This is a genomic window from Anaeromyxobacter sp. SG66 (genome assembly GCF_022690805.1).
GTDB classification, from domain to species: Bacteria; Myxococcota; Myxococcia; order Myxococcales; family Anaeromyxobacteraceae; genus Anaeromyxobacter; species Anaeromyxobacter soli.
Genome location: NZ_JALCZC010000033.1, coordinates 32,537 through 46,347, shown reverse-complemented (window position 1 = coordinate 46,347; position 13,811 = coordinate 32,537). Strand labels below are relative to the sequence as shown.

The following is a 13,811-nucleotide window of genomic DNA, read 5'->3' as shown; positions in this document are numbered from 1 at the left end:
GCGCGTCCTCCCCCTCCGGCGCGACGACGCGCGTGCGACCCGCGCCGGCGCCCTCGAGCCGGACGCCGGCGGGCAGGTCGATGCCGCCGCGGTGCTCGCCGGCGGCGAGCCGCACCACGTCGCCCGGGCGGGCCCGCGCGAGCGCGGCGGCGAGATCGGCGCCGGCCGGGACGTCGAGGGTCGCCGCGAGCGCGAGCGGGAGGGTGACCGCCAGGAACGCGGACATCGGGACTCCATGTGAAGGCGGGGGGATTTGACCCCGCGTGCCCCTCATTGATACACGAGAGCGTCATCCGCCGCGCCCCGGTGGAGCAAGGTCCTCGGGGGAGGGTGTGGGAACCGGGCGCCCCGCGCGCAGCTCGCGGGGCGCTCGCTTTTTGGCTCCGTCAGCGGCGGGCCGCGGGGTGGCCGAAGCCGGCGCCCGACGCGGGGACGACCCCGAGCCACGCGAGCGGATCCGACGGCTCGCCGCCGCGCCAGACCTCGAAGTGCAGGTGCGGTCCGGTCGCGCGGCCAGTCCGGCCGACCACGCCGAGCGGTCCCCCCGGCTCGACCGCGTCGCCCGGCGCGCACAGCAGGGCGGCGAGGTGGCCGTAGCGCGTCGTGAGCCCGCCGGCGTGGTGGACCTCCACCATGAGGCCGTAGCCGCCCATCCAGCCGGCGCGCACCACGAACCCCTTCGCCGCGGCGGCCACGACGCGGCCGGCGTCGGCGGCGAGATCGACGCCGAAGTGCATCCGGCGCTGGCCGTCCAGGGGGTGCGTGCGCATCCCGAAGACGCTCGAGATGCCCGCCTGCTCCACCGGCCAGCGCAGGAGCGGCGGCCTCGTGCGCGCGAACAGGCCGAGGCCGAGCGCGCGGGCGGTGGCGATGCGGGTGCCGAAGCGCGCCGCACGCGAGGCCACCAGCGCGGCGAGGTCCCGCGGCGGCGGGCCGTAGTGGCGCACGTCGTAGTCCCACTCCGCCTCGACGGTGACGCGCGCGCGCACGAGCTCGAGGAGCGGCGTCTGCGGCAGCGCCCGGCCGAGGTACGCGTCGAGCTCCGCCACGAGCCCCCGCCACGCGCGGTCCGCGTCCTCGGGGAAGCCGCGGCCCGCGGGGCGCGTCGCGCGGCGATCGCGCGCCTGGGCCGCGAAGCGGAGCAGCGTGCCGTCGATGGGCGGACCCTCGGGCGCCTCGCTCGCGATGGACTCGGGCGCGGGGACGTCCACGGGCGGCGGGGGCGGCTCCTCCGGCTCCTGCGCGCTCCCGGCGTCGTCGCCCCCCGGCCGGCCGGCCGTGAAGCCTGCGTCCGCGAACGTCATCTTCCGCGCGGGCGCGCGGCCACATGCGAGCGCGGCGGCGACGAGGGCGATCGCGAGGGCGCGGAGCACGCGCCGCGGATGCTACCACGCGCCCTCCCGCGCCTCGCCTTCGCGGCCCGTCACGCGCCGCGCAGCACGCGGCCGATGCGGACGAGCGCCTCGTCCACGTCGGCGCGCGAGACGTCCATGTGCGTGACGAGGCGCAGCAGGTCGGGCCGCGAGCCCTCCGGGTTCGCGAGGACGCCCTCGCGCGCGAGGCGCGCGGAGAGCTCGGCGGCGCTCCGGCCGGTGAACGCGACGAAGACGAGGTTCGTCTCGACCGGCAGGGGCAGGAGCCCGCCGAGCTCCGTGAGGCCGTCCGCGAGGTGGCGGGCGTTCGCGTGATCCTCGGGGAGCCGCGCGCGGTGGTGGCGGAGCGCGTGCAGCCCGGCCGCGGCGAGGATCCCGGCCTGGCGCATCCCGCCGCCGAGCCGCTTCCGCAGCCGGCGCGCCTCGGCGACGAGCTCGCGCGCGCCGGCCACGAGTGACCCCGCGGGCGCACCGAGCCCCTTCGAGAGGCACACCGAGACGGTGGTCGCCTCGCGCGCGTAGTCCGCCGGCGCGACCCCGGTCGCGGCGCACGCGTTCCACAGACGCGCGCCGTCGAGGTGCAGGGAGAGCCCGCCCGCGCGGGCGAGCTCGCCGAGGGCGCGCACGCGCTCGAGCGGGTAGATCGCGCCGCCGCCGCGGTTGTGCGTGTTCTCGAGGGCGACGACGCGGGTGCGGGGGTAGACGTCGCCGGCGGGCCGGATCGCCGCCTCGACCGCGGCCGGCTCGAGGAGCCCGCGCTCCGCCGCGATCGTCCGCGCCTGGACGCCCCACAGCGCCGCGAGCGCGCCGCTCTCGAACGAGATGCAGTGGGCGCCCGCGTCGCAGACGATCTCGTCGCCGGGCCGGGTGAGGACGCCGAGCGAGACCTGGTTCGCCATCGTCCCGGAGGGGACGAAGAGCGCCGCCTCCTTGCCGAGGAGCCCCGCGACCTCCTCCTGGAGGAGGTTCACGGTGGGATCCTCGCCGTAGACGTCGTCGCCGACGTCGGCGCGGGCCATCGCCTCGCGCATGGCGGGGGTCGGCCGGGTGACGGTGTCGGACCGGAGATCGATGGGGGTCATGGGCAGGGGAGCCTAACTCCGGCGCCGCGAGGAGGCGGGATTTTCGGGATCGCGTTCCGGCTCACCGCACCCCGAGCGCTCGGTGGAGGCGGGAGCGCGCCCGGCCAGGCGGGCGACGCGCCGGAACCAGACGGGCTCGTGCTGGAAGCCCGGAGGCGGCTCATCCAGCGCCGTGGGCCACGCCTCGCCCGGTGCCGGCGCGGCGCCGCGACCATCGCGGGCGGTGCTAGCATCCGCGCGCGATGCCGACACCCACGAGGAGGCGGCCCCCTGCCGCCGGGAAGCGCGCCCGCGCGGTGGAGATCGTCGACCGGCTGGCCCGCGCCATGCCGGACGTGCGCATCGCGCTCGAGTTCGGGAACGACCTCGAGCTGCTCGTCTCGGTGATCCTGTCGGCGCAGAGCACAGACGCAGGCGTGAACCGCGCGACGCCCGCGCTCTTCGCGCGCTACCGCACCGCGCCGGACTACGCCGCCGCCGCGCCCGAGGAGCTCTGGCCGTTCATCCGCAGCCTCGGGCTCTACCGCAACAAGGCGAAGGCGATCGTCGCCGCGATGGCGGCCATCGCCGCCGAGCACGGCGGGCGCGTGCCGCGAACGCGCGAGGCGCTCGAGGCGCTGCCGGGCGTCGGGCGCAAGACCGCGGGCGTCGTGCTCGTGCACCTCGGCGCCGCGCACGCGTTCCCGGTGGACACGCACGTCGGCCGCGTGGCGCGGAGGCTCGGGCTCACCCGCCAGGCGGACCCGTCCAAGGTGGAGCAGGACCTCATGGCGCTCGTGCCGGAGGAGCGCTGGGGCGAGGCGCACCAGCTCTTCGTGTGGCACGGGCGGCGGACCTGCGACGCGCGGCGGCCGGCGTGCTCGCGCTGTCCGGTCGAGGAGCTGTGCCCGAAGCGCGGGGTGCCGGTGGCGATGCGCAGGTGACGCCGGTGGGCCAGCGACCTCGCCCGTGCGGTCACCGCCCGTGCTCGGGCGCGTCCTCCGCGAGGATCCGGTAGAGGGCGCGGCGCGCGTCCTGGAGCACCTTGCGCGCCTCGGCGACGTGGGCGGGAGTTCCGGCGTGGGCCACCTGCGCCGCGGCCACGCCGACCTGATGGGCGAGGCCCAGGAGCTCGGGGAGATCCTCGCCGGCGGCGGCGCGGGCGGCCTCCCACGGCGCCGCGACGTCCTCGGCGTGCTCCTTCACGTACGCCCGGCCGTGCTCCGTGAGCTGGAAGACGCGACCTCCGCCGCTCTCCTCCGCCTTCACGAGGTCCTCGTCCTGGAGCAGCTGGAGCGCCGGGTAAACGGAGCCCGGGCTCGGACGCCACACCCCGCCGCTGCGCTGCTCCAGCTCCTGCATGATCTGGTAGCCGTTGCGGGGCTGCTCCGAGAGGAGCGCGAGGATGGCGGCGCGCACGTCGCCGCGCCGGGTCTTCCGGCCGCGGAAGAAGAAGGACCAGGGGTTCCCGCCGAACGGATTCCCGCCCCACGGGTTGTCGCCGCCGCCCGGCCCCGGGCCGTCGCCGCCGTGCCCGTGATGGCCGCCGCGATGGCGGTGGTGCCGGCCGCGGCCTCCGCCGGCGAAGCAGGACTCGGGATCGTGGTGGAACCGCCGAAACGACCATGGACCGAACATGAGCGCCTCCATTCGAGCGACAGCTCGTCGTGTGTCGTCGATATATCGGAGACATTCGGCAGCCGTCAAGCCCCGCTGGTGCGGCGAGCTCGAGGGCCAGGTTCGAGCGGGCGGCGGTCCCCGCCCGCTCGTCCGCCGCACCGCCGCGCGGGGGCTCGCGTTGCCGCCACCCATCTCGCGTGTTACACGGGTCTCGCTGGAGCCGCTCGGGCGAACGCGTCGGCCTCGCAGGAACGGGGGCCGCCGAGGAAAGTCCGAGCACCACAGGGCAGGGTGCCGGTTAACGACCGGTCGGGGCGACCCGCAGGAAAGTGCCACAGAGAACAGACCGCCGAACGGCGCCGCGAGGCGTGCGTGGCAAGGGTGAAACGGTGCGGTAAGAGCGCACCGCGCGCCGGGTGACCGGCGCGGCATGGCAAACCCCACCCGGTGCAAGGGCAAATAGGGAGGCGACTGGCCCGGTCTTCGCCTCCGGGTATGGCCCGCTGGAGGCGCGCGGCAACGCGCGTCCTAGAGGAATGTTCGCCGCCGCGGGGAGACCCGCGGGACAGAACTCGGCTTACAGGGCGGCTCCGGCATTTTCTTTTCCGATGGACGGCGTCGAGGGGGATCTGCCGGATTGCTCCGGCGTCCCCTCCGTAGAGCCTCGGCGGCCATTCGTTCCCACACGCGCAGCCCGCGCTCGACCTTCATTCCGAGCGCTCGCTCGAAGCCTCGGGCGCGCGCGTACCCGAAATGACCAGGGGCGTGACGGCGCCCGCGGTGAGGGTGCGGCTCCGGGCGCATGCTCGCTCGCGGGCCCAGGCGCGAGCCGTGCAGCTCTTTCTCAGTCCCAGCTGAAAAATAACGAGCGACCGAGCTGCGTGTGGGCATCGGGCTGCCAAGTGCGCTCCAGTAGGCAAACGGGGGCATACGGATCACCGGCCCCTTCCTCTGCTCACCGCTGACTACCTGTCCGCAGGAAATGCGGTCGGTGGGCCTCCCGTTCTCGCCGCGGAACCAGGAACGGAAGGAGCCCACACTGATTCGCAAGGAACGCCTCACCGCAGCGCTCTCCCTCGCCTCGCTCATCTCGCTCGCCACGGCCTGCGGCGGTGGCGGTGGCGGCGCCCCCTCGTCGTGCGGCGGCACCGCTGCCCCGTGCGAGACCACCGCGGCCGCCGACGCCGGCGCTCCTGGCGACGGCCGCGCTCAGAGCGCGGTCACGAAGTTTCGCGGCGACGACTCGCCGATGCCGTCGTTCGGAGGCTGGGCCCGCGGCGGGTTGCCGGCCGAGGCGGTCGCGCGGGCGGGCTTCGAGTGGTTCGAGACCGGCTACCCGGGCGACACGCAGACGAACGAGGTCCTCGCGAACGCGGGGGTGCGCCCGTTCGCGTACGTCAACCTGGCCGAGCTGGACGGTCAGCTGCGCGCCGCGTCCGGCTACAGCGGCGACATCCTGCGGACGAACGGCGACTGGGGACTGGAGCTCGTCGACGTGACGCATCCCTCGTGGCAGGACTGGCTCGTCCGGCGTTCGGACGAGGCGTATCGCACGGGCTCGCGCGGCATCAAGTGGGACGCGGCAACTCCCGACGTGCCGCCCGGCAAGACGCGCGCGGACGTGAACGACGCCATCGCCTCGGTGATGCAGCGGATCCTCGACCAGCACCCGGACATGAAGTTCATCTTCAACCAGGGGTTCGAGTTCGCGCTCGCGTATCCGCAGTACGTCCACGGGATGGAGACCGAGGGCCTCTTCTCCACCTCGAGCTACCCCGCCGCGTATCTCCGGCCGTGGGAGGACCCGTGGTACTGGGGGCCGCAGTTCCAGCAGATGAAGGCGCTGAAGGAGCGCGGCGTCCCGGTCTTCGTCGCGGAGTACGCGGATCCGTCCAGCGACCGGGCGCGCGAGCTGTACGACGCCATCTCGGCGCAGGGCTTCGTCCCGTACATCACGAGCGAGTCCTGGGACATCCGCGGCTGGGGCTACAACGTGAAGCCGGGCTGGTGAGCCGCGGCGCCGGCTCGCCGGCGGAGCCGGACGGCCTGCGCCAGGACGCCGCGTTTCACGCGGGCCCGCCGAGGGGTACGCTCGCCGCGTGAGCGCCCCCCTCACAGCCGCCGTCAGCGTGCTTCGCCCCTGCGGCGGGAGCGTCGCGTGACCGAGGACGGCGAGCCGCGCGGGCCGATCTGGGTCCTGTTCGTCATCGTGATCGCCCTGGGCATCTGGTACGCCTCGCATCCGGGCGAGCCGCCCGAGCGCGAGGAGGCGCAGCGGCTCGCCCACGAGAGCGCATCTCCGTGACCGGCGGGGCGCGCGCCGCCCTCGCGTACAGGCTACGGACCCGCGCGCGCGGAGCGCGACGGCAAAGTCCGCGCGAGGAGCATCATCCCGTACTGGTCGGGGTTGAAGGGCGAGCCGCCGACGACCGTCAGGGGAGCGTAGTTCTGGCGGAGCCACTGCAAGGTGTCTCCCGCGTAATCGATCCCGAAGGTCCGGGCGCCATGCTCCGACGCGTCGCGCGACACGACGAGCACGAGGTCCGGCGGAGCGTGGCGTAGCGCCTCGAGCATCGCCGCCTCCCCGAAAGCGGCGATCGCGTCCGGCAGGTAGGTCAGGTACGGCGACGGGCTGCTGTGATGGGTAAGGAAGTTGATCATCACGCCCTCGGGGATCACCGCGAGCGTGTCGCCGGGGGCGGCGCGTTGCTCGATCCGCCGCACCATCTCGGCCACGAAGAGGCCGCGGTCGTCCGCGACGAAGGCGCTCGCGCCCGTACCGACCTGGACCTTCTTCGTGGCGAACAGGTTCGACGCCCGCTGGACGTACGCGAGGGCGATCACGGCGAGGAACCCCGTCGCCACGCCGCGGAACACGCCGCCACGCAGTCCTCGGCTCTCGAGGAGCTTCGGGGCTGACCACGTGAACCAGACGATCGCGAGCAGCGACGCCGGCATCGCGAGGGCGAACCCGTAGTGGATGATGCGGGCGTTCAGGAGCATCTTCCCGAGCAGCGCGAGCGCGAACGTCGCGAGCGCGAACCCGAGCGATGACGCGCTCGTCCGCGCCTCGCCGGGTGGCCCCCTGAACGCCCGCCAGGCGTAAGCGGCGGCGCCGAAGAGGACGAACAGCGGCAACGGCCGGGCGACGTCTAACCAGTGCCACGGCGGCACGAGCGAGGTGAGCCCGGCGACGGTGAGCGCGAACGCGCCGACGCTCCACACGAAGGATGACAGGCGCAGCCGGTGAGCCGCCAGCGCCGCGGCCACCCCGAGCCCGGCGACGAGCACGTACCCACCGGCCCAGCGCGCGAGGGCAGCGAGGTTCACGGCGGGCGCGTCGAGCCCGACGCCTGCGAGATAGAAGGGGGTCTTCGTGAGCGGCGTCGCCATGAGGGCCCATGGCGCGAGCGTCACGTGCAGCGCGTCCCGCGCGGGCAGCTTCAGCAGCAGCAGCGCAAACGCGACCACGGGCGGAACGCACGCAGCGCCGAGCAGCACGGCGAGCGCAGGAAAGGCTCGGCGGGTGCTCCGGACTTCTCTCGCGAACGCCAGCCAGCTGACGCCCACCGCGGCCACGCACGCGACGAAGAGCTCGGGCTTGGTCAGGAAGGCGAGCCCGACCGCGATCCCCGCGGCGCCGAGGTGGCGCCGATCCCCTCCCGTCGCGAACCGGTGGAACAGCCAGATCGCGAGGAGCGACAGCATGAGCCCGTGCGTCACGCCGTGCGAGTACGGCGTCACGTAGTTGTAGTTGCCGATCCCGACGTACTGGCCGAACCCGAAGATCGACAGGAACGCGACGCACGCGAGGGTCGCGGTGGAGCCATCCGAGAGGGCGCGGATCAGCGAGTAGAGCAGCCACGTCAACAGCGCGAGCAGCAGGAGATTGAACACGACGAGCGCGCGAAGCTCGGGGCCGAAGATCCGGAAGACGGCGGCATTCACATACGGTGAAAGGGGACCGGTCGCGCCCCACTGGATGTCCCGGCCGAGCGCCTGCCCCTCGCTGAGCCGCCACGCCGCGTAGAGCTCGTGGCCGAAGTCGACGAGGACGTCGGGCCACTTACCCCAGCTGAGCGCCATCATCCCGAGGAAAGTGGCCGCGATGGTCGCGCCCGGTGCCCAGCGGAGGAGCACGCGCCCGATGCCCGAGTTCATGGCGGCGGACTATAGCCCACGGGAATGGGGGAGGTCCTCAGCTCGGCGTCCTCAGCTTCCGGTAGAGCGTGGAGCGCCCCACGCCGAGCCGCTTCGCGGCCTCGTTCACGTTGCCGCCGCACTCGCCGATGACGCGCCGGATCACCGCCGTCTCCTGGGCCTCGCGCGCGCTGCGGAGATCGGCGTCCGGCGGCGCCTCCGGGAGCTGGAACAGCTCCGGGAGCACGGCGCGGAGCTCGTCCGGGCCGACGCGCTCGGGCGCCGCGGCCCGGTGCGCGTAGAGCACCGCCACGCGCTCGAGCACGTTCTCGAGCTCGCGGACGTTGCCCGGCCAGGCGTAGCCCTCGAGCCACGGGAGGAGCAGCGCCAGCGCCCGCGGCAGCACGTCCGGCACGCCGTGGCGGGCGAGCCCGTCGCGCAGGAGCGCCTCCGCGATGGGTGCGACGTCGTCCTTCCGGGCTCGCAAGGGCGGCATGGGGATGGGGAGGATGTTGAGGCGGTAGTAGAGGTCCTCGCGGAACGCTCCCCGGCCGATCTCGCGCTTCAGATCCCGGTTCGTCGCGGCGACGACGCGGACGTCGACGGGGGTCGGGTCGTTGCTGCCGAGCCGCAGCACCTGGCGCTCCTGGAGCACGCGCAGGAGGCGGGTCTGCAGGGTGATGGGCACGTCGCCGACCTCGTCGAGGAAGATCGTCCCGGTGTGGGCGGCCTCGAACAGCCCGGCCCGCCCCCCGCGGCGCGAGCCGGTGAAGGCGCCCTCCTCGTAGCCGAACAGCTCCGACTCGAGCAGCGCCTCGGGGAAGGCGGCGCAGTTGATCGCGACGAACGGGTGGTCGCGCCGGCGGCCCGCGTTGTGGATCCCCTGCGCGACCATCTCCTTCCCGGTGCCGCTCTCGCCGGTGATGAGCACGGTCCCCTCCGTGCCGGCGTACTGCTCGGCGAGCGCCCTCACCGTGCGGATGGCGGCCGAGCTCCCGACGATCCCGGCGAGCTCGTAGCGGGCGATGAAGCGCCGCGGGCGGAGCTCGGAGCGGAGATCGCGATCGACGCGCAGGAGCGTCCTCGAGTCCTGGCAGGTGAGCACCGCGCCCGAGAGCACGCCGCGCTCGCGCACGGGGATGCGGCTCACGACCAGGCTGCGCGCGCCGAGCTTCTGGAAGGAGCGGAGCTCGGCCGCGCCCGTCTCGAGGACCCGGGAGAGGGAGAGCTCGGGCGCGACGCTCGAGAGGCGCTTGCCCAGGAGCTCCGCGCCGCTCACCGCGAGCAGCCGCTCGAAGCCGGGGTTCACGATCGCGATGCGCTCGCTCGCGTCCACCGCGACGACGGCCTCGTCGATGTGATCGATGACGGCCGCGAGCTGCTCGCGCCGCCGGCGCTCCGCGCGCGCGACCTGGGCCATCTCGATCGCGCGCTCGATCGTCTCGCAGACGCACTCGAGCGAGTAGAGGAGGACCGACCTGAGGCCGGCGCGCTCGGCCTCGTCGCAGGCGGGGCCGGGGCCGACCACCACCTCGAACCCGTGCGCCGCGAGCTCCGCGACCGCGGCCCGGGCCTCCTCGGGGGTGACGTAGGAGCGCTGCTCGATCTGGACCCCGCGCAGGAGGTCCTTCCAGCGCTCGAGGCCGGGGAGCACGCGGCGGTGGTTCACGATGCCCACGCGGCGGCCGAGCGTGCGCGCGTGCGCGAGCGCCTGCAGCGCGTCGGTGGTCGAGACGTCCACGAGCGCGACCGGCACGGGGGCGTGGTCGCGCAGGTAGGCGCCGTTCGAGCCGGCGGCGACGAACGCGTCCACGCGCTCGTCCGCCTCGGTGAGGCTGCGCGCCGTCTCCAGCGCGCCCTCGAAGGAGAGGTCGAACACCCGCACCTCGGCGCGGTCGGCGTAGATCGGGGCGGCGCTCTCGAGCACGCGCCGCAGGCGGCTCGCGCTGAAGGCCCAGATGACCGGCTTCTCCTCGCTGCGGAAGGGCACGCGGCCTCCAGCGTCGCCGGGGTGCGCTCGCCGCGACGGAGAGCCGAATCCGGGACGCGGTGTCCCGAGAACGGTACGCGAGCGGAGGTCGCCACGCCAGCGGCGCCGCGTGCGGCGGAGGCGATCGGAGACATTCCAGGGGGTTGGAGGGAGGGGCCGAGGCATGCGCCCGATGGCGCAGCGATTGCTCTCGTATGCCCCAGGCGGCACGACAGCGAGAGGAGCCCCACCCGTGAGGATCCACGAGTACCAGGCGAAGGAGCTTCTGCGCGGCTTCGGGGTGACGGTGCTGCGAGGGAAGCTCGCGACGTCGCCGGCCGAGGCCGAGGAGGCAGCGAGCGCGCTCGCGACGCCGATCTGCGCGATCAAGGCGCAGATCCACGCGGGGGGCCGCGGCAAGGCCGGCGGCGTGAAGCTCGCGCGCTCCTCCGACGAGGCGCGCGATCACGCGGAGGCCATGCTCGGGATGGTGCTCGTCACCGCCCAGACCGGCCCCGCGGGCCAGCGGGTCCGGAAGATCTACGTGGAGGAGGGCTGCCGGATCGAGCGCGAGCTCTACCTCGGCATGACCGTCGACCGCGAGACCGGGCGCGTCACGGTCATGGCGTCCACCGAGGGTGGCGTCGAGATCGAGGAGGTCGCGCGGCTCCACCCCGAGAAGATCCTGCGCGCGGTGATCGATCCGCTCACCGGCCTCCAGGCGAACCAGGCCCGCAGCCTCGCGTTCGGCCTGGGCCTCCACGGCGAGGCCGCGGGCCGGTTCGTCCAGCTCGCCGCGGGCCTGTACCGCGCCTACGCGGCGACGGACGCCTCGCTCGTGGAGGTGAACCCCCTCGTCGTCACGGCGGAGGGCGAGCTCGTCGCGCTCGACGCCAAGCTGGAGCTCGACGACAACGCGCTCCACCGTCACCCGGACCTCGCGGCGCTCCGCGACCCCGACGAGGAGCAGGCGCGCGAGCTCGAGGCGAAGGAGCACGATCTGTCCTACGTCGCGCTCGAGGGCGACATCGCCTGCATGGTGAACGGCGCCGGGCTGGCCATGGGCACGATGGACATGATCCAGCTCGCGGGCGGCCGGCCGGCGAACTTCCTCGACGTGGGCGGCGGCGCGACCGAGGCGAAGGTGGCCGCGGCGTTCAAGATCCTGCTCGCCGACCCGGGCGTCCGGGTGGTCCTCGTCAACATCTTCGGCGGCATCATGAAGTGCGACGTCATCGCGAAGGGCATCCTCGCGGCGGCGCGGCAGGTCGGGCTCTCGGTCCCGCTCGTGGTGCGGCTCGAGGGCACCAACGTCGAGCTCGGGAAGAGCCTCCTCGCGCAGAGCGACCTCGAGATCATCCCTGCAGACGACCTCGCCGACGCGGCCCGCAAGGCGGTCGCGGCGGCGCGGGCGGCGGCGTGACACGGCACCGGGCACTCACCGAGCGGGAGGAATCGTGAGCATCTTCGTCGACAGGAACACGAAGGTCGTGGTGCAGGGGATCACGGGCGCCGCGGGCAGCTTCCACGCCGAGCAGATGCTCGGCTACGGGACGCGCGTCGTCGCCGGCGTCACGCCGGGGCGCGGCGGCACCCGGTTCGAGCAGCGCGTCCCGATCTTCGACACGGTCGCGGACGCCGTGCGCGAGACCGGCGCGAACGCGAGCGTCATCTTCGTCCCGCCGCCGTTCGCGGCGGATGCGATCATGGAGGCCGCCGGCGCGGGCGTCCCGCTCGTCACCGCCATCACCGAGGGGATCCCGGTCCTCGACATGGTGACGGTGAAGCGGTTCCTGCAGGATCGCCCCGGGGTCCGGCTCCTCGGCCCGAACTGCCCCGGCGTGATCACGCCCGGGCAATGCAAGATCGGGATCATGCCCGGCCACATCCACCGGCCCGGTCCCATCGGGATCGTCTCGCGCTCGGGCACCCTCACCTACGAGGCCGTGAAGCAGCTCACGGACCTCGGCCTCGGCCAGTCGACCGCCGTCGGCATCGGGGGCGATCCGGTCAACGGCACCGACTTCGTGGACTGCCTCTCGCGCTTCGAGGCCGACCCGGAGACCGAGGCCATCGTCCTCATCGGCGAGATCGGCGGGTCGGGCGAGGAGTGGGCCGCGCGCTACATCGGGAAGAACGTGACGAAGCCCGTCGTCGGCTTCATCGCCGGGCGGAGCGCGCCCGCCGGGCGGCGGATGGGCCACGCGGGCGCGGTGATCTCGGGCTCGAGCGGGACCGCCGCGGCCAAGATCGCGGCGCTCCGCGAGGCGGGCGTGGTCGTCTGCGAGAGCCCCGCGGGGATCGGCGAGGCGGTGCGACACGTCCTCACGCGACGAAAGACGCGGAGCGCGAAGCGCGCGAGCGCGTCGCCCGGCCCTCGGCGGGCGCGCGCGACGGCGGCAGGCCGACGCGCTGCGCGCCGCGAGCAGGATTCCCCCGACCTCTAGCGCGGAGAACCGGGGATACCGGTGGGCGACACCCGGCGTGCCGGGTAGAGCCGGGTGTCGCCGCCGGACTTTGCAGGGTACGGGCCGTCGCGCGGCGGCGAGCGCCGCGCGTGCCTCAGATGCGCTCCGGCGCGTCGACGGTCCGCTCGTCGCGGACGTTCCCGGTGTTCAGGGTGCCGGCGGGCTCGAACAGGAGCACCTCGACCTCGCGCTCCGCCACCGGCCGGTGCTCGACGCCGCGTGGGACGACGAGGAGCTCTCCCTCCCGCAGCTCGATGGAGCGATCGCGGAGCTCCATCCGCAGCTCGCCGCGGACCACGAGGAACAGCTCGTCCTCGCGCTCGTGCTGGTGCCACACGAACGGCCCGGCGAGCTTCACCACCTTCACGTGCTGGCCGTTCAGCTCCGCGACGACGCGCGGGTGCCAGAAGTCGTCGACGAGCGCGAGCTTCTCCCCGAGGTTCACCTTCTCCATGCGCGTTCATCTAGCGGGCGCGCCGCCCTAGAGCCACTCGTCGGAGCGACGCGGCGTCGCGCGCCACGTCCACGACCGGGTCGCGGCGCGACCACTCCTCGCGCGTGATCTCCTTCGAGCGGGCGAGGTCGGCGCGCAGCGTGCGCTCGAGGTGCCCGGCGAGCGCGGGCGAGTCGGCCACGACCGAGCCCTCCTCGAGCCGGTCGAAGCTCAGCGGGTCCATGTTGGTCGAGCCGATCGCCACCCAGCGGTCGTCCACCAGCACGGTCTTCGCGTGCATCATGCTCGGCTGGTACTCGTAGATCCGCACGCCTGCGGCGAGCAGCTCCTCGTAGCTCGCGCGCTGCCACCTCGCAGCCCGACCGCCTCAGCGCGTCCCGCTGCGCGTCGTCGAACTTCAGCGAGCCGAACGGGTCGACGACGATGCGGCACTCGACCCCACGCGCGCGCCGGAGCAGCGCGTCGGTGATGCGGCGCGAGGGGCCCTCCGCGCCGCGCCAGATGAAGCTCACGATGTGCACGTGACGCCTCGCCGCCGCGATGTCCTTCACCATCGCGTCGAAGACGGCGCCGTTCTCGATGGGCGTGAGCTCGTTCCCCGCGACGAGCCGCGCCCCGGTCTGCGCCTCGAGGCGCGCGTCCAGGGCGGCGGGTGGCGCCGGCGCGACGCGCGCTTCCGGGTTCGCGCGGCAGGCGCCGGCGAGGAGCGCCGCCGTGGCGAGCCAC

General features: G+C 74.0%; 13 protein-coding genes and 1 other RNA gene. 6 read left to right on the top strand and 8 right to left on the bottom strand.

What is annotated here, in order from left to right; all coding sequences use genetic code 11:
- The 3 genes from MNZ39_RS11670 to MNZ39_RS11660 all read right to left on the bottom strand — a co-directional run.
- Positions 1 to 226: hypothetical protein (locus tag MNZ39_RS11670; RefSeq protein WP_242338584.1), on the bottom strand; the 226-nt coding region annotated here is incomplete at its 3' end.
- Between the two features lie 160 nt (positions 227 to 386).
- Complete coding sequence (locus tag MNZ39_RS24930) at positions 387 to 1,373, bottom strand: M23 family metallopeptidase (RefSeq protein WP_242338582.1); 987 nt, start codon at positions 1,371 to 1,373, stop codon at positions 387 to 389.
- A 50-nt stretch (positions 1,374 to 1,423) separates the two neighbouring features.
- Positions 1,424 to 2,455 (bottom strand): low specificity L-threonine aldolase, encoded by a 1,032-nt coding sequence (locus tag MNZ39_RS11660; RefSeq protein WP_242338581.1) that lies wholly within the window; start codon positions 2,453 to 2,455, stop codon positions 1,424 to 1,426.
- A gap of 242 nt (positions 2,456 to 2,697) precedes the next feature.
- On the opposite strand from MNZ39_RS11660, the gene nth reads away from it, so the two are divergent.
- Positions 2,698 to 3,378, top strand: coding sequence for an endonuclease III (gene nth / locus MNZ39_RS11655; RefSeq protein ID WP_242338579.1), 681 nt, complete (start codon positions 2,698 to 2,700; stop codon positions 3,376 to 3,378).
- Between the two features lie 31 nt (positions 3,379 to 3,409).
- Here nth and MNZ39_RS11650 read toward each other — a convergent pair whose 3' ends face one another.
- Positions 3,410 to 4,084: a PadR family transcriptional regulator gene (locus MNZ39_RS11650; protein ID WP_242338577.1), complete on the bottom strand. Its 675-nt coding sequence runs from the start codon at positions 4,082 to 4,084 to the stop codon at positions 3,410 to 3,412.
- Positions 4,085 to 4,270: 186 nt separating this feature from the next.
- Here MNZ39_RS11650 and rnpB point away from each other — a divergent pair.
- From rnpB to MNZ39_RS11635, 3 genes are all read left to right on the top strand, one after another.
- An RNA gene (gene rnpB / locus MNZ39_RS11645) (RNase P RNA component class A) lies at positions 4,271 to 4,650 on the top strand.
- Positions 4,651 to 5,303: 653 nt separating this feature from the next.
- Positions 5,304 to 6,065, top strand: coding sequence for an endo alpha-1,4 polygalactosaminidase (locus tag MNZ39_RS11640; RefSeq protein ID WP_242338575.1), 762 nt, complete (start codon positions 5,304 to 5,306; stop codon positions 6,063 to 6,065).
- A gap of 147 nt (positions 6,066 to 6,212) precedes the next feature.
- The gene (locus MNZ39_RS11635; protein ID WP_242338573.1) at positions 6,213 to 6,359 is read left to right on the top strand and encodes a hypothetical protein; all 147 of its coding nucleotides are present in this window, start codon (positions 6,213 to 6,215) and stop codon (positions 6,357 to 6,359) included.
- 32 nt (positions 6,360 to 6,391) lie between these two features.
- On the opposite strand, the gene MNZ39_RS11630 is transcribed toward MNZ39_RS11635, so the two are convergent.
- Together MNZ39_RS11630 and prpR are read right to left on the bottom strand one after the other, a co-directional pair.
- Positions 6,392 to 8,215, bottom strand: coding sequence for a glycosyltransferase family 39 protein (locus MNZ39_RS11630; RefSeq protein WP_242338571.1), 1,824 nt, complete (start codon positions 8,213 to 8,215; stop codon positions 6,392 to 6,394).
- Positions 8,216 to 8,252: 37 nt separating this feature from the next.
- Positions 8,253 to 10,184: a propionate catabolism operon regulatory protein PrpR gene (gene prpR / locus MNZ39_RS11625; RefSeq protein WP_242338569.1), complete on the bottom strand. Its 1,932-nt coding sequence runs from the start codon at positions 10,182 to 10,184 to the stop codon at positions 8,253 to 8,255.
- A 232-nt stretch (positions 10,185 to 10,416) separates the two neighbouring features.
- Between prpR and sucC the strand changes: the two genes are divergently transcribed.
- Positions 10,417 to 11,586, top strand: coding sequence for an ADP-forming succinate--CoA ligase subunit beta (gene sucC, locus MNZ39_RS11620; RefSeq protein WP_242338567.1), 1,170 nt, complete (start codon positions 10,417 to 10,419; stop codon positions 11,584 to 11,586).
- Between the two features lie 34 nt (positions 11,587 to 11,620).
- A complete protein-coding gene (gene sucD / locus MNZ39_RS11615; protein ID WP_242338565.1) occupies positions 11,621 to 12,610 on the top strand; it encodes a succinate--CoA ligase subunit alpha in 990 nt (329 codons plus the stop codon).
- 115 nt (positions 12,611 to 12,725) lie between these two features.
- Here sucD and MNZ39_RS11610 read toward each other — a convergent pair whose 3' ends face one another.
- Both MNZ39_RS11610 and MNZ39_RS11605 read right to left on the bottom strand, forming a co-directional pair.
- Entirely contained in the window at positions 12,726 to 13,085 is a 360-nt protein-coding gene (locus tag MNZ39_RS11610; RefSeq protein ID WP_242338563.1) for a cupin domain-containing protein, read from the bottom strand.
- Positions 13,086 to 13,095: 10 nt separating this feature from the next.
- Entirely contained in the window at positions 13,096 to 13,395 is a 300-nt protein-coding gene (locus MNZ39_RS11605) for a phospholipase D-like domain-containing protein (protein WP_242338561.1), read from the bottom strand.
- Between the last annotated feature and the right edge of the window lie 416 nt (positions 13,396 to 13,811).